This is a genomic window from Vibrio sp. 10N.286.49.C3 (assembly GCF_041469545.1).
GTDB classification, from domain to species: Bacteria; Pseudomonadota; Gammaproteobacteria; order Enterobacterales; family Vibrionaceae; genus Vibrio; species Vibrio tasmaniensis_A.
Genome location: NZ_JBFRKT010000054.1, coordinates 47,933 through 70,756, shown reverse-complemented (window position 1 = coordinate 70,756; position 22,824 = coordinate 47,933). Strand labels below are relative to the sequence as shown.

At 42.5% G+C, this 22,824-nt stretch carries 16 protein-coding genes; 3 read left to right on the top strand and 13 right to left on the bottom strand.

Annotation, left to right across the window (positions count from 1 at the left end; all coding sequences use genetic code 11):
* The first annotated feature begins 114 nt into the window (after positions 1-114).
* Entirely contained in the window at positions 115-858 is a 744-nt protein-coding gene (locus AB4180_RS19295; RefSeq protein ID WP_102248871.1) for a class I SAM-dependent methyltransferase, read from the top strand.
* Positions 859-998: 140 nt separating this feature from the next.
* Here the strand turns inward: AB4180_RS19295 and AB4180_RS19290 are convergent, their stop codons facing one another.
* From AB4180_RS19290 to dmeF, 6 genes are all read right to left on the bottom strand, one after another.
* Positions 999-2,993, bottom strand: a complete 1,995-nt coding sequence (locus AB4180_RS19290; RefSeq protein WP_198592235.1) for a TonB-dependent receptor domain-containing protein — start codon at positions 2,991-2,993, stop codon at positions 999-1,001.
* Between the two features lie 271 nt (positions 2,994-3,264).
* Entirely contained in the window at positions 3,265-4,185 is a 921-nt protein-coding gene (locus tag AB4180_RS19285; RefSeq protein WP_009846869.1) for a LysR family transcriptional regulator, read from the bottom strand.
* Positions 4,186-4,404: 219 nt separating this feature from the next.
* Entirely contained in the window at positions 4,405-5,403 is a 999-nt protein-coding gene (locus AB4180_RS19280; protein WP_102248870.1) for an acetyltransferase, read from the bottom strand.
* Between the two features lie 235 nt (positions 5,404-5,638).
* Complete coding sequence (locus AB4180_RS19275; protein WP_102248903.1) at positions 5,639-7,363, bottom strand: methyl-accepting chemotaxis protein; 1,725 nt, start codon at positions 7,361-7,363, stop codon at positions 5,639-5,641.
* Between the two features lie 613 nt (positions 7,364-7,976).
* On the bottom strand, positions 7,977-8,393 hold the full coding sequence (locus AB4180_RS19270) for a MarR family winged helix-turn-helix transcriptional regulator (protein WP_102248869.1): 417 nt from the start codon (positions 8,391-8,393) through the stop codon (positions 7,977-7,979).
* Positions 8,371-9,381: a CDF family Co(II)/Ni(II) efflux transporter DmeF gene (dmeF, locus tag AB4180_RS19265; RefSeq protein WP_102248868.1), complete on the bottom strand. Its 1,011-nt coding sequence runs from the start codon at positions 9,379-9,381 to the stop codon at positions 8,371-8,373. The genes AB4180_RS19270 and dmeF overlap by 23 nt, the downstream gene beginning before the upstream one ends.
* Positions 9,382-9,751: 370 nt before the next feature.
* Between dmeF and AB4180_RS19260 the strand changes: the two genes are divergently transcribed.
* Complete coding sequence (locus AB4180_RS19260) at positions 9,752-11,269, top strand: arylsulfatase (protein ID WP_241909234.1); 1,518 nt, start codon at positions 9,752-9,754, stop codon at positions 11,267-11,269.
* A gap of 67 nt (positions 11,270-11,336) precedes the next feature.
* On the opposite strand, the gene AB4180_RS19255 is transcribed toward AB4180_RS19260, so the two are convergent.
* Entirely contained in the window at positions 11,337-12,251 is a 915-nt protein-coding gene (locus AB4180_RS19255; protein ID WP_102248866.1) for a LysR family transcriptional regulator, read from the bottom strand.
* Positions 12,252-12,444: 193 nt separating this feature from the next.
* Complete coding sequence (locus tag AB4180_RS19250) at positions 12,445-13,317, bottom strand: LysR family transcriptional regulator (RefSeq protein WP_102248865.1); 873 nt, start codon at positions 13,315-13,317, stop codon at positions 12,445-12,447.
* A gap of 119 nt (positions 13,318-13,436) precedes the next feature.
* On the opposite strand from AB4180_RS19250, the gene AB4180_RS19245 reads away from it, so the two are divergent.
* Positions 13,437-14,696 (top strand): adenylosuccinate synthase, encoded by a 1,260-nt coding sequence (locus AB4180_RS19245; RefSeq protein WP_102248864.1) that lies wholly within the window; start codon positions 13,437-13,439, stop codon positions 14,694-14,696.
* Positions 14,697-15,002: 306 nt separating this feature from the next.
* Here AB4180_RS19245 and AB4180_RS19240 read toward each other — a convergent pair whose 3' ends face one another.
* Genes AB4180_RS19240 through AB4180_RS19220 form a run of 5 tightly spaced genes read right to left on the bottom strand, consistent with a single transcriptional unit; the run spans position 15,003 to position 22,823 of the window.
* Positions 15,003-15,683, bottom strand: coding sequence for a hypothetical protein (locus tag AB4180_RS19240; protein WP_102248863.1), 681 nt, complete (start codon positions 15,681-15,683; stop codon positions 15,003-15,005).
* Positions 15,670-16,149, bottom strand: a complete 480-nt coding sequence (locus tag AB4180_RS19235) for a hypothetical protein (protein WP_102248862.1) — start codon at positions 16,147-16,149, stop codon at positions 15,670-15,672. The genes AB4180_RS19240 and AB4180_RS19235 overlap by 14 nt, the downstream gene beginning before the upstream one ends.
* Positions 16,150-16,174: 25 nt before the next feature.
* A complete protein-coding gene (locus tag AB4180_RS19230) occupies positions 16,175-19,246 on the bottom strand; it encodes a type I restriction endonuclease subunit R (RefSeq protein WP_102248861.1) in 3,072 nt (1,023 codons plus the stop codon).
* Positions 19,247-19,248: 2 nt separating this feature from the next.
* Entirely contained in the window at positions 19,249-21,282 is a 2,034-nt protein-coding gene (locus AB4180_RS19225) for a DUF262 domain-containing protein (protein ID WP_102248860.1), read from the bottom strand.
* Positions 21,279-22,823, bottom strand: coding sequence for a DUF262 domain-containing protein (locus AB4180_RS19220; RefSeq protein ID WP_102248859.1), 1,545 nt, complete (start codon positions 22,821-22,823; stop codon positions 21,279-21,281). The genes AB4180_RS19225 and AB4180_RS19220 overlap by 4 nt, the downstream gene beginning before the upstream one ends.
* Position 22,824 lies beyond the last annotated feature (1 nt).

Here is a 22,824-nt window from a genome sequence, read left to right as displayed (position 1 = left end):
GCATCAAGAAAAGGTCATTTAAGCCTATAAGTTGACCCAAGATTTTCTTGTTATTTTTAAGTTCTAGTTTACTATGCGCCACCCCAATTTTTTCAGCAAATGCTGCAGGCAAACATGTCCGCCAACGCACTCTATACCGACCTATCCGGTTACTATGATTTAATGTGTGTCGATATTGACTACCAAGCGCAGAGTGACTGCGTTCGTAGGTTACATCAGATTTTTGGAAATGAAGGAAAAACACACCTCGACCTTGGATGTGGCACTGGACCACACGTTCGCCATTTTATTGATTACGGCTATCAAAGTAGTGGCCTTGATCTGAATAAACCAATGCTCGACATTGCTCAAGTTCGTTGCCCTGAAGCTAACTTTTCAGTACAAAACATGAGTAACTTTGAGGTCTCAGAACCGCTCGATCTTATCACTTGTTTCTTGTATTCCATCCATTACAACGACGGTATTGAGAGACTAAAAGAGTGCATTGCAAGCGTGCACCGAGCTTTGAAACACGAAGGTGTCTTCTGCTTCAACGTGGTTGATAAAGAGAAGATAAGCAATGACTTGTTTGTTCGACATACAGCCAACAAAGAACATGATGACTTTACCTTTCGCTCAGGTTGGTACTACTCCGGCGAAGGTAGTAAGCAAATGTTAAAGCTAAGTATCGAAAAAACGACTGCGGGTGAAACTCAAGTATGGAATGACGAACACCCTATGGTGGCATTCTCGTTTAAGGAATTGATCGAGATATTGAAGCCCTACTTTGAGGTTCATATTTTTGAGCACGATTATGACAAGCTGCTGCCTTGGGATACCAAATCAGGTAATGCTTTGGTCACTTGTGTAAAAATCTAGGTAAGCCAATTCCAAACGAATTAAACCGATACAAGCACACAAAAAAGAACCCACACTCGCCGTTCTCTTTATAGAGTATCGAGCCAATGTGGGTTCTTCGTTTCTATATGTATCTTGCTACCAAATCAAACACAGATTGATTAGAAGTCCGCTGTCATACCTACGTAGTAAGTACGTGGCTCTTCAACATAACCCATACTCTCTAGCTCTTGTGATACAGCTTCATCAGTCAAGTTAGTAATGCCTGCACGTACTCTAACTGAATCATTAATGTTGTATACGCCACCAATGTTTAAAGTAGTGTATGCATCTTGAGTCAAATCAGTTTCGATATTACGCTCTCCACGGTAACGCGCACTAATAAAGGCATTCAGATCGAAAGTTGGGCTCCAGTTCAGTTTAACTAAGCCTGAATGCTTGTAACGCTCGAGCAGTTCTTCACCCGTTGACTTATCTTCTGTGTCTAAGAACGTGTAGTTACCAGACACGCCCCACTCATCGGTAATCTGGAATTGACCCGTAAGTTCGGCACCTTGAACCACCGCCTCAGATACATTGGTATAAGTACGCTTCCCTTTCACATAGCCAGTAGAGCTAGAACTGTCTGCGCACCCTTTACCCGATTCAAACACTCCGCCGTTCTCGCAGTACGTTTCATCGCGATCAATAAGGTCATTGATTTCGTTGCGGAACAAGGCACCTTCAACATTCCAACGTGGTTGGTTGTATATTGCTGCAATTTCATAGTTCAAGCTCGTTTCAGGCTTCAGGTTTTCGTTGCCATATAAATCGCACGCTCCCTTACAGCTATTAACTGTGTAGTCGGCTTGGTTTTGAGTCAGCGAAGGTGCTTTGAAAGCCTTACCTACACCACCTTTGATGATGAGGTCATTAGTCGTTTGGTGAACTAAATACACACGCGGGCTGAATTCTTCACCGTACAATTCGTGCTTATCTAAACGTCCACCAATGGTTGCGGTGAGTTGTTCAGTCATCAACCACTGGTCTTGAACAAACAAAGCACCTTGATACGCTTCTGATGTACCGTTGATCAAGTTTTCTTTGTTGGTTAATTCGCTCAACTGGTAGTCCATACCAAAAGTTACGGTGTGACTATCACCGAGATAAGTCGTTGCTGACGCTTCTACTATTTGAGTTAGCTCTTCTACATCGCTACTGTAATTGTTACCTAGATCAGCGGCATCGTTGTCTGTCACGTTTTCACGAGAGTAACGAACTTGTGTGTCACCCCAGTTCCAAAAACCGCTGTGTGTAATCGCTTGACTGTTACGTACAACATTACTATCCACTAGGTTCGAACCTGTACCGTGTTCTGCTAAACCATCACGTTTATCGTCACTATAGCCAAGGTCTAAATCAATCGTCTGATTGTCTGTCATATTCCATGTCAGGTTGGCAAGCAAACTTAAAGTGTCGCGTTCCTCTAGAGCGGTAATATTTTCACGACCATTACCTGTATATGGTTGCCATGCGTCACGCGAGGTTTGATTTAAAGAAAAACGCGCAAACAACTCATCATCAATCAATGCACCGGACGTAGTAAAACCAACAGAATATTCTTCGCCACCATCTCCGTCTAATGGAGATGAAGTGTCCATGTTAATCGTTGAGCTCCAATCATTTTCTGGAGCTTTGGTGATGATGTTGATTGTGCCACCCATACCAGCTGAACCGTAAAGTGCAGACATTGGGCCGCGGATGATTTCAACACGTTCGATTGACTCAGCTGGAATAGTCGAGAGATCGAAATCGTTACCACGAATGATGGCACTTGCAGAGCTTAAGCGACGGCCATTCACCATGATAAGCGTATAGTCTGAATCCATACCACGAATAGAGATCATCTGACGGCCAGCACGTGTGCTATCAAAATCAGATTCCACACTCGTTGATTCTGCAACGATGTCAGCCAAAGTGATTCCAGGGCTGTCTTCGATGTCTTGAGCGGTGATAACCGACATTGAAGCTGGCACTTGTTTTAGAGCCATTTCAGTACGAGTTGCCGTAACAACCATTTGCTCATCTGTCGCTTGCGCTTCTTTTTGCGCTAACACGTTAGCCGATAGTGAGGTGCAAATAACAGCTACTGCGACCGAAAGGGGTTTACGAATCATAAGAGGTTTGCGAACTATAAGGTGCTTGCGAACCAAAAGAGGCTTGCGAATCAAAAGAGGCTTGCGAATCAAAAGAGATTTCTCAGGCATGATATTTATTCTTATATGTAATTAGTAATGATAATAGTTTGCATTAAACAGCCAGTTATCACTCCAATCAACGAAAGTTTCATGCTGAAAATTCATTATGATTATTCATTTATCAAATAACGTAGACAACATATATTCAATTCATTAGCATTAAGCCAGTAACATTCATGTGCCAGATAATCTAGGAGTATGTCTCTTTAAATAGTTCACGAATCCAACGGCACATAGGGTCATTGTGGAAACGTTTATGCCAGTAGAGATATACGTCTTCTGATGGGCTCCTGATCGCTTTGGGTACGCGTTTACAAACGAGGTTTCTCTGTTTTGCTGCTTGTTGAGCGAAAGGTGTCGGCAGGTGAAAGATGATATCGGTCGCTTCAGCCATATCTGGAGCGACGTTAAAGTTAGACAGTTGAATCGGTATCGATAGCTGACGCTGCTTATCGATCAAGCCCAAATCTTTGAAACGACTTTCAATCGAGAGCTTCTTATCCCCTTGCAGTGAGATCTGGCCGAGTTGGCTACTCAATAAATCATCAACGGTGATCTCTTTATCCGCCAGAGGGTGGTCTTTGCTCATCAATAACCGATAGTCGCGACTGATTACGAACATTCGATACAAGTTTTGTTCAGAACTTAATGGTTCATGCGTCGACAATACAAAGTGCGCATCACCTGATAACAGAGGTTCAAAGTGTCGTTTAGGAATCGAGTCGATATCGACAACCATATTCGGCGCTTGCTTGCGGATTTGTGCCACCACTTTTGGTAACAAATGCGAGACTTGCGGAACCAAGCCAAAGAACCGAACGGTACTATTGCTCGTCTGCGGTTCAAATACGTCTCCATGGACCAATTTCTCAAGGCGTGTGAGCACAGAGTTGAGGTCTTGCTTAATGACTTCTGCTTTCGGAGTTAACTCATACCCATAGGCTGCGCGGACTAACAAGTCATCGTTGAATACCGTTCGTAGTTTTTGTAGTGAACGACTCACCGTCGGTTGGCTCATGTCTAGCGCCAAGGCTGTGTTTGATACGTGCTTCTCTTCAAGAAGGTGTTTAAGAATAACGAGTAGGTTAAGGTCGACCTGGGCAAGATTCATTATAAGGATATTCAAAATACTGAAGATTCAATATGCGTATAGTGCTATTTCCCCAGAATTAATACAATTGATAATCACTCTTACTTTGATGTCATACAATGTGAAGTGCCGAATTTGATGCTAACTAAGTTTTTGAAAGGCTTATTTGGGTGACTTTAGACACAAAAAAAGAAGCCAAATGGCCTCTCTTTACCCTATTCACTCTCGCTACTATTTTAGTTAGCGCTCAACACTCGGCGAATAATAAGCGTCCAACAGTGAAATGAAATTCCCTCTATCAAGTTCGCTAAGTTGATTAATGCCAGCCGCTGCTTTTCTTCCTCCGCCAGTTACAAAGCTAGAGCAAATTTCATCTGCGCCTGTTCTATTGGATAGTGGTGCTCTTAGGCTAACAGTATAAGATTCGCCATCTTGGTTTTTCGTTAATACTGCTTGCGCTCGGTTTGGATCTTGATTCACGATCTCATTGCCAAATACACCGCTGATACGTCTTGCCCAAGTCTCACCGGGCAGTTCAAACACACGTGCGACTTTACTTTCATAAACAGGGGCAAGGTTTGATAGTTGCTGGCGGTCATTTTGGTAAGCAGCTCGTAGTCGATAAAACACCGAGTCTGTGTCATCAAAAAGATCAAACGGATTCGGATATTGATAAAGGGTTTGGTAGAGCTCAACTGGCGTGAAGTGCAAATCGCTCAGTGATGTACCGTAGCCGTTGTAATTAACCAAGGTACCTAGCTCTTCTAAGAACTCAATTTGTGATTGTTCGAATCCATTTTCATCAGCTAACTGTGCGGCCACTACTTTTAAATTATCACCAAAGGCCGCCGCGATTGCCCAAGCTACGTGTGCACCATTTAGCTTCTGGTTAATCAGTAAACTCGTGCAGCTCTCTGGCGAGGTGTCTATCAGAGTGTCTAAATGCTCAGAGATTGGCACGTCCCCTGTTCGATGGTGATCGCAGTAAAACACATCGATGTTGGCATCTAACAGTGAGTGCAATGCTGGCAGGTTCTTCTCCATCGACACATCAAGAACGGTAACGGAAGAGACATCATTTGGATTGCCCGGCTCTATGATTTGACTGGCAACTTGAGAAACCAACTTAATATCACGCTTTACACCGGTGACGAGCACGCTTTTTCTCGGTTCACTTAATCGCAGTTGTAACAACGCGATGATGCCGTCTGCGTCTCCATTGAATACGTCGTAGTGCATGCTATTCCTCTTCCGTAAGATTTAACGTTTATTTGAAACGCGCCAAAGATATGGCTCACGTCAATGCGTTCGTTCATCGTTAGTCTGTCATTATTTTAGTTTTATTCCACAGATACTTAAGTCTATTTTGTAATGCCTTATTCTTATTTCTATCGATTCAGGAACTTGCCTATCCTTCAGGCACAAAAAAGGCGCGAATAATTCACGCCTTTGTTTTATAGCCGCTCTAGAAATCTTATGACGTCTTAAACTGCGCTACCGCTTGATCCATATCGTTCGCTTGCTCAGCTACTTTATCGACTTCGACCAAGCAATGCTGCGCCGAAGCGTTGTTATCATTCGAGATGGTATTCAACTCAGTAATTGAGTCACTCACTTGTGTCATTACGGCACCCTGCTCTTCAATCGCTGAAGCAATACGTTCTGAGTTGCCTTGAATGCTTTCCATATCACTCAAGATCAGTTGCAAGCTTGCATCCAGTTCTTCTGAATCTTTAAGTGTCAGCTGGCCTTGTTGATTACACTCGCCAATCTCTGTCATAGAAGCATTCATTTGGCTCTGGATTGCAGTGACTACACTTGTGATTTCAGTGGTTGATTGGTGCGTTCTGCTTGCTAACGCTCGGACTTCATCCGCAACAACGGCGAAGCCACGACCTTGCTCACCAGCACGAGCGGCTTCAATGGCTGCGTTCAGTGCCAATAAATTAGTCTGTTCCGCAATACCTTGGATAATGTTAACGGCACTACCAATTTGATCGACATGGTGATTCAAAGAACTAATCGAATCTTGGCTACTTGAAAGGCGTTCAGACAACTGGGTAATGTTATTTATAGTATCGACCACCACTTCACGACCTTTGTCAGCATTCACTTTCGCTTGATGAACGCCTTCAGCGGCAACCGATGTACTTTCTGATATCTCCCCAATAGTCAGTACCATCTCTTGCACTGAAGTTGTCATTGTTGAGGTGTGGTTTGCTTGAACTTCGAACTGTTTGATGACCGATTCTAGCTCGTCATGCATGCTCGACGTACTTTGTGTCAACTGATGTGACTTAGATTGAGACGTCGCAATCAATCCTTCAAGCTGGTCTAGCAGTTGATTGAAGTATTCGCCTAGCTTACCGAGTTCGTCTTTGCCATTCTCCGTCGCACGAATAGACACGTCGTTCGAGTCGACAATATTACGGATCACAGTAAGTAGAGATTCAATCTTACCGATGATTGAACGTACGATTAACCAGCTGAATAGAATGATCGCCACTAACAGTGTGACGCAAAGGGTGTTGTTGATCAGCGATAGTTTATCCATCTCTTGTTGCGCCTGTTGATCTAACACGGCCGAGAATTCTTTGAATTGAGTCTCGATAACGTGCGAACCTGTGCGCGCTTGCCCTAGTAACCCTTCGTTATGTTTTAACCCTATCACTCGTTTCTGATCTACGACTTGACGAGCTGCTTCTATCAAAGCAGCTGAGCCACCCGCATTAGAAGTAATAGACAGAACACTTGGGTCGAACTCACCCTTCTCGATCAGATCATTGAAGAGATACAGCTCAATTTTTTGTTCAGCACTCGCGGTGGCGCTGATGTTATCGAGTACAGTATGAAATTCCCCTAACAATCCTTTGTCTCGTGCTAGTCCATACACTTGGCTGGCTTTAACAAGGTTAACAAAGCTTGTGTGGTACGTTTCGATATCTTCACGCAAATGCGTACTGTTGGCCAAACCCAGATCATTCAGCACAGCATTAAGCTCAGATTCAGACGCTAAGAATTTTTTGTAATTTACGTCGAACTTGTCGAGGTATTTCAGATCACTGCGAAGTAAGAAATCTTTCTCGTTACGACGAAGGTTGAGCAGTCGCACTTCAAGTTCTTTGGTAATTTGTTTGGCTTCGCTCATTTTAGCGGTGGTGTCCGCAAATTGAGATGTGGTAAACAACAATGAAATCATGCCGAAGATGGAGAACACCCCCAACGAATAGAGCTTTTTCTTTATATTCATATACATGGCTCGTCTTTACTAAATTAACTATAAGTATCTAATTGATCGCATCAAAGCATGGATATACGGCTAGTGCGATCGAGTTATTGTTATGATTTTTTATCAGTAATGGGGTTGAGTTTTTGCAGCGGCCCCGCCCGCCAGTAGTGACATCATCAATACATTCAAACAAAGAAGACCCAACCCATTAACGACAGATTAATCAATAACACATTTTCGCTACATGTACATTAATAGAATTATAAAACTGAGAGACAGATATTTGACGGGGTATAAATAGCTGAACGCCTTGCTATTAAGGCTTTGAATTAAAACAGTTTGGGCAATTAATGATCTGACGGCTGTGAATGACATTTTTTTGGCTCATCAGCGGAGCAAGAACGAAGAGCAATATTGGGAGGTTTTGACTTTTTTTTGAAACGGTGAGTCCATCGATTAGTGATTGTATAGTCGAGAGAAAACGGCGAAAAAATGGACCTACTCAATTCGAGTCAGGTCCATTTTTAGATTTCTTAATCAATCGCTTTGCAGCTAATAAGTTAGGGTTTGAACTTAAGGCTGACTAAAACGCTTTTACCATCTTAGATAGGCACTTCAGTAATACCACTTTCTCATCTTCTTCGATGTCTTGCGTTAATTCATTAACTAGGTTCAAGTGAAGCTGATTGTGGTGAACGTGAATCTTCTGCCCTTCATCAGTTAATGCAACCACAATTGCACGACGATCCGTTGGGTGTTCATGGCGTTCAATCAATTCGGCTTTAACCAGCTTTTCGATTTGAACGGTCAATGTACCCGTGGTGATGCCCAGCTTTTCAGCGAGCTCTTTCATTCTTAACGCGCCATGCATACCAAGTACTTCAATAGTGTGTACTTGAGCCAGGGAGTAACCCGTATCTTTGACTACAGACTGTTCCCACGAAGACATTTTATCGTAGAACTCAGTCAGTATTTGGTTAAGCTGTTCTATATTTCGCATGGTCGTTTGAATGCACTTCAAGAGTAAGATGATTAATCTTATCAAACTTGGAGAGCATTTGTTTATATTCAGACACGGTTTTATCACTGTTTGATTCAAGAGTAATCGCTGCTGAATAGTGATGTCCACTCACCTTCCACATGTGTAAGTCGGTTACGGCTGCGTAAGGAGCTAAAGCTTCAGTGATTCCGTTACGGTACTCATCATCAATATTCTGATCGAGCAAGATTGGACTTGTTTGCTTCATTAGGTTCATTGTCCATTTGGCAATCACGACAGCACCCACCATGCCCATTGCTGCATCTAACCAGTTCCAACCGTAAAACTTACCAAATAGCAGCGCAACAATAGCCAACAGTGAAGTCAAAGTATCCGCCAACACATGCATGTAGGCTGCGCGTAGGTTGTGATCATGATGGTGTCCGTGATGCTCAACATGTTTATGACCATGGTCGCTGTCGTGATCATGACTATGTGAATGACCGTGCGAATGGCCATGGTTCTTACTATGATCATGGCCATGCTCGTGTCCGTGATCATGATGGTGATCGCCGAGTAAAAACATACTCACTACATTCACGGTTAAACCAATACAAGCAACGATGATCGCTTCATTAAACTGAATCGCTTGTGGGTTAAATAAACGATGCACTGATTCAACCAGCATTAATAATGCCACAATACCCAATGCAATCGCGCTGGTGTAGCCCCCTAGCACACTAACTTTGCCAGTACCGAAAGAGAAACGTTCGCTCTCGGCATGCTTCTTCGCATAACGGTATGCAAATAAGGTGATACCAAACGCTGCAGCGTGCGTCCCCATGTGCCAACCATCGGCAAGTAACGCCATAGAGCCGTAAATAGTCCCCGCAACGATCTCAACAACCATGGTGATGATAGTTAACAAGAGAACGTAGAAAGTACGCTTTTCACCTTGGCTGTTATGTGAAGAAAAGTTGTGTTGGTGACGTGTTGGAAAACTAAAAATGGCGTCCTTAGCTGATGTTTGCGGTTAGATGATCGTTGTTAATAAAAGCCCTTTGATTGACAAGTAATTTGACAATCAAAGCAATTGGTTGAAATTTAGTTTGATCATCAAACTTTGTCAACGGCGAATTTGATTTTCGAAATGGGACGAAAATCAATAAGGCTCACTTAATCAAGAAATAAACTCTGGGCAGGTCTCTGATTTTGAGTAAAACACTAGCCCTAATCACGGCTCCACTATTCTTCTAAGTAACTAGAATTCATACCCAGTAGTCCTCTGAGTTAATACAAAATTGGTATTTTCTTTCTAAACAAATAGAAACTAAAGAAAGGACATTACCTTGACTAAATTAACCAAAACCGTGTTAGCAATGAGCGCACTCAGCGTTGCTCAAGGCGTCGCTGCGGCAGACCAACCGAACATTCTTGCTATCTGGGCAGATGATCTTGGTTACTACAACACGAGCGCATACAACCGTGGAATGATGGGCTACGAAACGCCGAACATCGACCGTATTGCCAACGAGGGTGCTATTTTTACGGATATGTACGCACAACAATCTTGTACGGCTGGCCGTGCTTCGTTCGTGACGGGGCAACACCCATTCCGTACCGGCCTACTTACTATCGGTATGCCAGGTTCTGCACACGGAATTCCTGACTGGGCTCCTACCATTGGTGATGCTCTTAAAGAAGAAGGTTACGTGACGGCACAATTCGGTAAAAATCACTTAGGCGATCAAGACAAACACCTTCCTACAAACCATGGTTTTGATGAGTTCTTTGGTAACCTTTACCACTTAAACGCGGAAGAAGAGCCTGAAACCTACTTTTACCCTAAAGACCCAGAATTCAGAAAGAACTACGGGCCTCGCGGCGTTATCAAAGCAACCTCTGATGGCAAAATCGAAGATACGGGTCCACTGACTCGCGCTCGTATGGAAAACATCGATGAGGACTTTACCGAAGCGGCTATCACGTTCATGGAGAAATCTGTAAAAGAAGATAAACCGTTCTTTATCTGGTACAACTCGACTCGTATGCACGTTTGGACTCGTCTGAACGAACATTACAGCGGTATTTCTGGTCAAGGTATCTACGCTGATGGTATGGCTCAATTAGACGACAACGTGGGCGCGTTGCTTGATACTCTTGAACGCTTAGAAGTTGCAGACAACACGATTGTTATCCTTTCTACCGATAACGGTGCAGAAAAGTTTACATGGCCTGACGGCGGTACATCTCCTTTCCACGGTGAGAAAGGCACAACTTACGAAGGCGGCATGCGTGTTCCACAAATCGTGAAATGGCCTGGTGTAATCGAACCTGGCTCTGCGGTCAATGCGCTAATGTCTCAAGAAGACTGGTTACCGACACTAGCTGCTGCTGCCGGTAATGACTCTATCGTTGAAGACCTTAAAGAAGGTGTTTCTCTAAATAATACAGATTGGCGTGTTCACTTAGATGGCTCGAACTTTATGCCATATTTTGAAGGAGAGGCTGAAAAGTCACCCCGTGAAACTATCTTCTACTTCTCTGCAAACGGTGACTTCAATGCGCTTCGTTGGAACGATTGGAAAGCAAGCTTCGCTATGATGGAAGGCACAATGCAATCGGCTATCCGTCAAGCTCCTGCTTGGGCTTCAATTACAAACCTACGTATGGACCCGTTTGAAACCGCAGCGAAAGAATCTGGCATGTACACTCGTTGGATGGTAGACAACATGTGGTTATTCGTACCAATGTCTCAAGAAGTGATTAAGTTCATGGGCTCTCTAAACGATTACCCAATGCAACAAGGCCAAGGCTTCAGCGCCGCAGAGATCAATTACAACACGCTAAAAATGCAAAAGCTGATTCAGCAGATGCAAGCACAAAACGCGAAATAGCGGAGCAAGGGTTAAACAGCGAAGCAACAGCTAGATAACCCGGCTACCGACCATTAAAGATAACTGACTAATTAAAGCCCCACTGGGGCTTTTTTTGTGAGGCATCAACAATCTTTTTTCTAAACCATGAATGCGCCATATCTGCATTACGACTCTTGTGCCACACCAGATATTCAGTACCAAGATCCGATTCAAACGGTAAAGGCGACAGCTTAAAATCATCCAGCAAACCATACCTTTCAAGTATCGATTTCTGACTAATACAAAGCCAATCCGTTCCTCTTACCATATCAAGCATTTCAAATGGGCCAGGCGCCTTTCGTGCAACCTTTCTACTCTTCGCATACTTACTGGTTTTGGTTAACGGCGATTCTTTGATATCCCACATACTATGAAGAACATGCTTCTCTTCAAGGTATTCTTCCAACGTAATCTCGTTCCCTAATCTAGGGTGGTTTTTATCATAAGCAACCACCATAGGTTCGTTAGAGAGCTGAATACATTCCATTGCCGGATCGTTGATAGGCGTATGGACTATACACAAATCATATCGGTGTTGGCGAAGGTCTAGAATGATGTCTGCAGTATAGTAAGGGTCAATATGAAGACCTATATCTGGCGTTTCCGCATAGAGGATATCGGATACACGCTTCATCAATGAATAAGTTGCACCACTAATGCAAGCGACGTTAAACGACCTTTCAATTTTTGTTGGGTCGAACTTTCGCTTACTCGGGAAAGTCGATTCAAAGGCATCGTAGGCCTGTTTTATCTGAGGGTAGATGTCATAACAAAAACTGCTCGGTCTATAGCCTTCCTTTGTTTTCACAAACAACGGGTCATCATAGGTTTCTTTTAGTCGGTTAAGCGCCTTACTAATTGCGGGCTGAGTAACGCCAAAACGTTTCGCGGTATTCGAGATAGAGAGCTCTTCCATCATGACAACAAAATACGGGATCAGACTAAAATCAGTGTTTTTCATGTTCTATTTACCAACTAGCGTACTAAATTAACTTTCATATCATTGAATTATACCGTATCAACCAAGCACTTCATTAGCGACCCTTTTATTTTGGGAAGTCACCTACGAATTATCATGCTAGAAAACGATGATTAACAGAACACAAAAAGCCCACACTTGGCAGGCTCAGGTAACTCAAAGTCAGTGATGGCGTTTATTTGCTTTGTAACAGAGTAATCTCATCATTCACCCAGCCTAATAACTGCTTGGTCGCTTTAGACAACACTTGGTTCTGCCGAACAATATAACCAAGACTGGTGCTAGAAAAGTTCATCAACGGTGTCACTTTCGAATGCAGATGCTGCTTGGTGGATACCGCAAATTCAGGAACAATCGCCACACCAAATCCCGCTTCCGCCCAGTCGATTTGAGCATCGACACTCCCTACTTCCATCACCCTATAACTCGGTAGATTAAGGCTCGGTAAACCTTCATCAATGAAGTCACGCGTTCTCGTATCGTGGCCAAGTAGAATCAAGGTGAGTTCTTCGTCAGAGTCTTGGATATCAAACCCATCGCCTAACGCACACCATGAAAGCTCTTGAAGCTTAGTAAAATAGAGCGACTCGTTGTGTTGCTCTTTGGCAATCACAAAACCAAGATCCGCCTGAGCGTTCTTAACTAAACTCGACGCCTGAGATGAGGTGGTATTCAACAAGGTAAGGTCAATACCCGGATACTGCGCTTTGAACTTCTGAAACGGGCGAATCAACAAGAATCGGGAAATGATGTCACTTACGGCAATAGTTAACGTCCCTATTTTAAGGTCGTTAATGGCGTTGAGATCGGCCTGACAAATCTGCAGTTCGATTAGCGTTCTTTTGCTAGTTTCCAATAGCCGCTCACCCGCTTGAGTCAATTGAAATGGACTTCTCTCTATCAACTTTATGCGTGTTTGTTGTTCTAATTGTTTTAGGTGCAAACTCACATTGGGTTGTGTCATATGCAGTGCATTGGCTGCTTTTCCGAAATGCTTATACTCCGCTAGCGTCACAAACGTCTTCAACAAATTAATATCGAGCATCATATCCCTCCCAGGTTTTTTACATGATATATGAAATCCTTATCAAGATAATAAAGATAATTAATTTCTCTTATCCACTTTGTAGGCCTAACATGATTTCTCAATCAGTCAGGAGAAAAATTATGCCATCTATTGTTGTTGTAGGCGCAAACTGGGGCGACGAAGGCAAAGGCCGTATCGTTGATTTTTTAGCAGACCAAGCTTCTGCTAGCATTCGCTTTCAAGGCGGAAACAATGCCGGCCATACCGTAGTAAACGACTTCGGTACATTCAAACTGCATCAACTGCCTAGTGGTATTTTTAATCCTGATTGTACGGCAGTTCTTGGCCCTGGCATGGTGATCAGCCCTGCTGCGCTAACTCAAGAAATTGCAGAAGTACAAGCAGCTGGCATCAAAGTGAAAATGGCGATTTCAGACCGTGCGACACTTTGTCTACCTTTACACGCGCTTGAAGACACACTTGAAGAAGAACGTTTAGGCGATGGTGCTTACGGTTCAACACGTCAAGGTATTGCACCCGCTTACGGCGATCGTGTGATGAAGAAAGGCATTCTTGTTGGCTGGTTGAATCAACCTGAAATTTTGGAGCAACGCATTCAATTCTTACTTGATTGGAAGATGCCTCAACTTAAAGCGCTATACCCACAATGTGACTTCTCTCAGACTGCTTCTGAAATGACAGAATGGCTACTTGAAGTAACTAAAGCGTGGCGCCCATTCATCTGCAACGTAACTGAGCCGCTTAAAGCACTTCAATCACAAGACGCAAATCTACTGTTTGAAGCTCAACTTGGTGCAGGCCGTGACCTTGTCTATGGTGAATACCCTTGGACGACGTCTTCTAATGTAACCGCAGCTTATGCAGGCATTGGTAGCGGTTTACCTGCCCTTCGCCCTGAGCGTATTATTGCCGTTGCTAAATCGTTCAGTTCGTCTGTTGGTACTGGCACGCTAGTAACTGCTATGGAAGAGCAAGACAGCTTCCGCGAAAGCTCTAACGAATACGGCGCAACAACAGGCCGCCCACGTGATATGGGTTACTTCGACGCGGTAGCAACTCGCAACGGCGTTGACCTACAAGCTGCAACGGAAATCGCACTGACTAAGATTGATTCCCTGTCTGGTTTATCTGAACTTAAGATCTGTACCGCTTACTCTGGTGAGCACACTGAAAACCCGATTTGGCCACAAACGGCTGAACTAAAGCCTGTATATGAAGATATGGCTGGCTGGGATGAAGACATCACGGGTTGCCGCACGTTTGAGAGCCTTCCTCAAGCAGCACAAGATTACGTTACGCGTATCGAAGAGTTGATGGGCGTGCCAATCGTGATGGTGTCAGTAGGTCCAGAGCGTGAGCAAATGATCATTCGAGGCTAGAGCTCTACTCAAGTCTTTCAGCTAAAGCGGTTGTTTTGGCTGAAATACGACAGACACAAAAAAGCCCACACAAATGAAGTGACCAAATGACGTTCAAGAAAAGTGTACTAAGCCAGAACGCCAATAGAAACATTAGAGGATGGAAAATCAATCTGGGCTGAAAAGCATCTAGCCCAGATATAATCTGACAGGCACCGAGTCGAAAAGTGAGTAACTGTCAGATCAGGTCTGAAATAGTACGATTTACAACCGCAACATATTGCTTCGAAAAACAGCTCCTAGTTGATGACTTAAGCCACTAAATTTTCAACTGTTCTTAACCTTGTAGTCCCTAAAAGCGTCTCTTAGTTTTGCAACCGCTTGCTCTTCCCTATCATGGTCAAGCGGTGTAACTCCCATTAGTCTATGGCGTTTATGGTGGACAAGTATTTTCTCTAATGAAGCACCAGAGGAATTACTAAATAAAAACCTATTTTCCTTACCCAAGTCAGCAGTCATACCAATAAACTCTCTACCGATTTTTATGCCTAGGTTGTTTTCATACAGTTTACACTCTACTGCAATTACAACTTTATTCTTCTTGGGGTGTACTCCGTGAGCCCTACAAAACCTAGCTTCGCTCTGATCTATAACAGCTACATCACACTCATGAATTACTCCAGCTAAACCTTGAACATAAACCCCAACATGAACCTCTAGAGTCGGTGCAGAGGTAAATGATATTAAAGCATGAGTAAAAGCGTTTGCGCTCGAATAAATAGTTGCCGGAGAGCTTCTAAAAATGAGAGTGCTTGGATTTTTCTGATTTCGATTATCTTCAAATGATACTGTAGCCCCTTCTGCTTGAGCAGCTTTAATAACCAGAGAGAACAAATAGACTTCATACGCATCATGCGCATGGTTTGAGTGATGAACAGGAGCATGCGCCGCCAACGTCGAATCATATGCCGTTATCAAATCTGTAATATTAGGTTTACTCGCAAACACGATCTACCTCCAATAGAAATCGATCAAAACGTTCCTGACGCGTTTTTAGGTCATCCTGAATTTCACGCCATTTCAACAAACCAGTATCCTTTATCAACTCAAAACCTTTCAGCTCCCCATCATCACTGTCAACAAGCTGAATTTCCGTTAACGACGGGTTGATGGAGTGAAACAACTTAAATGCGCTTTGCTGGAACTCTGGGACTTCGAGGTGTAAGAATTTCAGTCTATCTATTACCAAATCAGATACTTCATCTTGTGTGTATTCTCTAGTCTTCTCGTAACCTTTGAGCTTTTTATGATCAGTTTTGGAAATAGACTCCCCAAGTTGAAAGTTGTCTGCTGTTAAAGTAGACGTTGCTTCTTCAGTATATCCTTGCTTTATAGTGCCAACGACCTCATCGAAGACCCAGTTCAGCTCCCTTTTCTCGTTCAAAAAGGTAAGCAACTTAATTGACCTACTCATTGATTATCCCTATCTAAATGTATTCTTATTCACCAACCATACGCTGCATGCTTTGCGTCCAAGACGCTTTAAAAGCGGGGTCTTGTGCAAACAGCTTGTACAGCTCTAATTCGTCTTTACGGCGTTGAAGCATTATTTCTTTCAACATCTTCTCAAACGCTAGCTCTCGCGTATGAGGGTCTGCGTTGTTTTGGTATTTAGCTTCGAAGTCTGGGTGATTTCGGATGCTCTCAGCAATGTTCACAAACTTAACTCGTTGCTCTTCTGGGGTTGCGCTCCAACCTTGAAACCAACGTTCGTTAAAGATTTGGATGATCTCATCTAACGGGTCTTTTTCGCTTTCAGGACCATGAGCTCCGCGCGGGTTCGGGTTTTGAGGATCTAACTCAGTTTCAGAGTCATCTAGCTCGATGGAGTGGTTAAGCTTAACCCTTTGTAATCCATAAGAGCTCAAATCAACTGAATCCAGCAGTGAATCGAGTGCTTCTTTATCTGGGTCTTCGACGGAAAGTTTTGGAATCAAAAACTTCAAGAACCAGAACAGTTTTTCCCACTGAACGACCTCATAAGGCATGATAGATGCCATCTGGCCGTAGATTTTCACAAACTGCTTGGCTTTCACTTTGAAATCGATTTTAAATTCGTTCTCTAGTTCTAACTCGTGGTTAAAACGCGCTGCTGCGATATCAATGACTGGGCTCAGGTCCTGAGCATCTCTTCCTTCAAAGAAACGCTTATTGAACTCCTCAACTTCAAACCATTCATACACACCAGTGTCGTCCATATCATCTTTTAGCTCATGAAGAACATTGACATCTGTTGCTTCAGAAAGCGTTGTCGATGTATAGAAAGGGTCAAATGCGGTTTTGATATCATCCACTGAGTTGAAGAAATCCAATACAAACAGATCTTCCGTTTTCTTACCGTACTTTGGTGACGAGCGGTTCAAGCGAGACAGCGCTTGCACACACAATACACTCGCCAGTTTTTTATCCACATACATGGCACAAAGCTTCGGTTGGTCAAAGCCCGTCAAATACTTATTCGCCACGACCAACAAACGGAAAGCATCCTGGTCTACATGCTTAGGAATTGGGGAGTCCGACTCCTTACGCTTGTAGTTCACATCAAAGTAATCTTTGGTATCGCCTTCTGGGAACCCATTCAGGCCAGCTTCGGTGTACTCAATACCATCAACCTCTTTGGTATCCGAGAAAGCAATGGCAACTTTAAATGGATTACCCATTTGATCAAGCTGTCTTGTTAGTGCTCGATAGTAACGGATAGCTGACTCAATATTTTGAGTCACCACCATGCCTTTGCCTTTACTTTTTAGCTTCTTACCGTTAATCACATGTTTGATAAAGTGTTCAAGCATGATCTCGGCTTTGGTATCTATTGTTTCTTGACTTGCCTCTACATACGCTCGCAAACGCTTCTGCGCTTTTTTACTATCGAACTCAGGGTTATCTTGGATTGATTTTTCAATCTCGTAATAACTCTTATAAGTCGTGTAGTTGGCAATAACATCGAGAATGAAGCCTTCTTCGATGGCTTGTTTCATCGAGTACAAATGGAAAGGAGCGTAAGTCCCGTCCGCTTGTCGCTGACCAAACTTTTCTAGAGTGGTATTTTTGGGCGTTGCGGTGAACGCAAAATACGATGCATTTCCACGCATCTTACGTGAACACATAGCCTGAAGAATTTTGTCCTGAGCATCTTCTAGCTCTTCCACTTCCTTCTTACCCATCGCACGGTTCATATTGTCATGAGCGGAGCCTGACTGAGAGCTGTGGGCCTCATCAATAATGACGGCAAAGCGCTTATCACTTAAATCGGCAATACCATCAATAATGAATGGAAACTTCTGAATGGTGGTAATGATAATTTTCTTGCCATTCTCTAATGCAGACTTTAGCTCAGACGATTTGAACGCTGGTGCAACAATGTTCTTCACTTCGGAGAACTCTTTAATATTGTCGCGTAGCTGCTTATCAAGCAATCGGCGATCGGTAACGACGATAACCGAATCGAATAGAGGCACTTCTTTCCCCCTACTTCCGGGTAGATCATCGCTGATAGGATAAGTTTCGATGAGCTGATATGCAGCCCATGTAATTGAGTTAGATTTACCTGAACCCGCTGAGTGCTGTATCAGATAGGTTTGCCCAACACCATTAACTGAACAGTTATCAACCAAACGACGCACGACATCCATTTGGTGGTATCGAGGGAAGAACAGAGTTCGTTTGTCCAACTGCTTTTTGCTGCTGCCATCAAGGCGAACAAAGTGCTGAATAATATTAGCGATGCTTTTTTTGCGGAACACCTCTTGCCACAAGTAAGCCGTCTTGTGGCCATATGGGTTAGTCGGGTTTCCTTTACCTAGATTGAAGCCTTTATTGAACGGTAGGAAGAATGTCTTTTTACCTGCCAGTTTGGTCGTCATATAGACTTCATCGGTATCAACCGCCATATGAACCAAACAGCGTGCAAAGTTCAACAGAGGTTGATTCGCGTCTCTATCATCTCGGTACTGTTTCTGACCATGATAAGCTGCATTTTGGCCCGTCCATTGGTTTTTTAGCTCAATGGTAATCAGCGGAATACCATTGATGAAAAGTACCATATCAATTTCTTCCAATGGATTTGCACTGGAATAACAAACTTGGCGAGTCACACTAAATAAGTTGGCCGAGAAATCTTGTTTTACCTTCTCAGAACTACTGGCGAGAGGTGCTGGATACATTAACGTTAGGAACGCATCATCAACGTCTAGCCCCTTTTTCAACAAACGCAGAACACCATGACGCTTGATCATACGATCAAAACGCTCAAGGATTTTTCTCTGCCAGTCGTGAGGGCTTGTGTGCTTTAGTTTTTCTAACTTACTCGCTTGAGTATCTTCAAGGAACTGCCAAAACAAACGGGTATCTAAAGCGTACTGTTTGTCAAAGTCGCTTGAAGAACCAATAAGATAAAGATCATTATTGTAACTAATAGGCGCTTCACCCAGCGCTAGCTCTTCTTTACAAATACCGGCTAAACCTTTTTCTATTGCGGCCTCTAATGCTTGTTCATTTGTTTGACTGACCATAATTATTCCTTGTGACTATAATGCGCTGCTAATGCATTTAACATCTCTTTTTGATGTTGTTTAATCTTGACTTTGTCCCACTCATCGTTTTGCTTCGACTCAAAAACTCGTTTTAACTTAAGTGAGTCATATACTGGTTTAGCTTTAAAATCTTCCTGTTTTTTACCAACTATTTGATTACTGTAAGACGAATTTTCGCCTGGACTAAGTAACACAAGATTGCCAAAGGCGTTCAAATAACTATCTTCTAACCGTTTATCGTATTCTTCATGTTGTGGATGAACATGCTCAACAGAGTTCTTTGAACTGATACGGTATTTTCTGAATTTTTCTTCAGCTCTATTTTTCTCATTTTTCCAAAGCACATATTCCAGCTTCTGAAACCAATAATGCTCGAAACCAGTGCCGTTGAAATGATTTAGATACTCACTCATTTCAGATAAGTTACCAAAACTAACTTCTGGTTTTTTTAGATAGTTAAAACTTGCCTGCTTTTGGCTTAGCTCGGCATGAAACAAAGCTAATGACAGTTTGTTATCAATATCTTCTAATTTAGCTAATACTAAATTTTTATCATCAGTATTGTTTTTAACTAGCCAATCTAAAAAAGAAGTAAGCCAATACTGAGCACTTCGTTCACCAGTAAAGTAACGAACACTTTGAAGTTGGCTAAGTTCTGTTATTTCAGTAGGTACTCGGTTTAATCTGCTTTGGGGCTTTGAGAAGTTAACATTACTCAATCGTAAAACTGCCGTGGACTCTTCGGCCTTTTCTACCCATTTTACAACCCATTTATCAAACTGGTACCTCACTTTCCATAAGCAATCTAAAAACTTAATTACCTCAGATTCAGAAGCATTTATTACAAACTTTTCAAATACTTGATTAAGTCGCTCACCATTAACACGACTTTCAATGTCTTCATTACCAGTTTGAGCGTTATAAATTCTAAACGCGTGAATTAAAAGCAGTGGAAAACTTATTATAGAGCGGCAGAATACTTCGTCATCCACAGCGCTACTGCCAGTAGTCTTCTTAGACTCTGGCTTTTCTAACAGAGACTCATCATTAACGATCTGTTCGAGCATTAGCCCCCTAATGCTACCAGAACCATTATCGAAATCATCCGGAGACAAGTTGATGTCAACGAGTTTTAACTTTGTCTTATCAAAACTAGCCAACTCTGCATCTTGAACTTCTTTCCAGTTAGATGCTGTAAACACACGCCTTACATTACGCTCAAAATAGTTATTTAGGTTTTCACACACTTGCCACAATCCATCATATTCATGGCGATTTTGGCTCAAATTTCCTAAAAGTTTTGATTTTATAATATCTGATTGCTCTAACTGCACACCACTAGTATTCATAGTCGCAAACAGCTTATTTAAATCGGTTCCAACGGGAATAATGTTGTTAACCCACCGTACTTGCTGATAAAAGTACTTAGCAAAATGAACTAAATGCGCTTCACCTTTTTTGCTATCTTTACGTATTTCTTTAATAAAGCTCGATGCCGTATTTAACGCTTCAGCTAAATACTTGGTATATTCATTTTTATGAACATCCTCATCAGAGGGCTTATGTGTAAACTCCAAATCAGTCCATGAGCACAATAAACCTTGTACCATTTCCCTAATTGAAAACGTAACTCGAGGAAAATGTGCCAATGTCGCAACATCTGAAAGCTCACAATCAACATTGGCTTTTTTAAATGCAATTGCAATCAGCATTAAGGTAGTCATTCGCTGTTGACCATCGATCAATTCAAAGCTCACGGATGCATCTTTGTTCGCTTTTTTCGACAACTGAGAAGAAAGCACTGTGCCAATATAGTATTGATGCTCTTTTGCGATAAATGCCTGCTCTATGTCCTGTAACAGTTTTAAAACGCCTTCACCGCCCCAAACATAAGACCGCTGATAAGATGGGATTTCAAACGCTATTTTATTGATAAATAAATCTTGTGGGGTTTGAACTTTTGTTTCGACTTGACTAACACTTCGCTGTGTATTGTCTGATACCGCTAAACTCATGCAACACACTCCTGAAATGCTTGAACATTACACTCTTTTAGCTCAGCTAATTTGCTCTCTATGCCTTGTTTCAAATCAGCATCAAAAGACTGAGCGAGTTGTTTACCTGCGTGATCTGCGATGTGAATGTTAAAGAAGTTAGCATAACCTTTTAAGAACTTTTGCTTTACTCCATTCGCAACCTTACCGTCTCTGTCTGATATTCCAATGTTATCGGGCGATATATCTCGCTCAAAACTCTGCAGCATTACAAGGAGCTGCTTGTGATCATAGGCCGTGGTTATCCAATCGAGTAAGGGATATTTATTAACAAATGAAGAAATAGAGTCTTCCCTCACTGTTTTTTCATTGTAAAGTCGAATAGAAAAGACACATCGAGCTAACCAAAAGCTGGCTTCATTAAGATGCTCTGTTCCAAATTCACTGACGTACAGCAAAATAGTAATATCAAGTAACTCAGTTAAAAAATCACTATTGTTCGCCTTTAATACCACCTCGTTATAAAACGAATAGAATGGCTCTAGGTAAGGTTGAGACTGATCTACCATTAAGGTGTTATACAGCTCATTAAAATAGGCTAAATAGTTAACCGTATTTATACCTGCATTAAGTGGCTGCTTCGCTAAATAGCCATCAACAAGCTGTTGTGATATCGCCCCTGACAGGCTTTTAATTTGAGCACCCCGGTTAAATGCTAAATCGTCTTTATTGCTGCCAACATTCTCTGCAAACTCTTTTACAATGGCTTTTTTAACACCCTCAGGTGCGCGATGTGAAGGCACATACTTAAAAACAAATGCTTGCCAGTGTCTTGCTTTAAGCAGCCTGTTAACCACTCCATCTAAGTAGTTAAATGACTCCCACTTACGTGCAAAGTTATTTTGTATTTCACTAGGTATCGCCCGTAAGTGGTGAGCTTTAATGACTTGTGGACCAGACAGCCTAACACCGCCCGTATTTTGTGTTTCAAAAAAGCGGTAGGCTTCATCTTCAGATTGTGTGATCACAACCGTAAAGTTAATACGGCTTAAATCGAGCGTAAGTAATTCATCAGGAAACAACTGCGCTGTCAGCCATTGATAGTTTTTAGCTATGCGCTCATGGCTGCTTGGCGAACCATACCGCATGTTAGGCAGTGCATAGTGGTTACTACTTTTTGCTGCTATTGCCATGCAAATCAACTGCAAGGTCGTGATACGCTGTTGACCATCAATAATGTTTAATATCGCTTCTGAACCTCGCTCGACCTGATGCAACACCACACTACCTAAATAAAGTAACGGTTTTACAGGTTTATCTTGCGAATCAATGCGTTCAGTATTCACACTGAAATAAGCCTTAAGGTCATCAAGCAAAGCTTCAACATCGCTGGGAGACCATTTGTAAGGGCGCTGATATTCAGGAAGATTTAACCGCCCCTTTAAGACATTCTGTGGCTCTTTATCAATATTAATGACATCACCAGAAAATAACTGAGCAGCCGTTACACTGTTAACGGTAATGTCCATTGATTTGTTTATTGCGCCCTGTTGAATATTCATC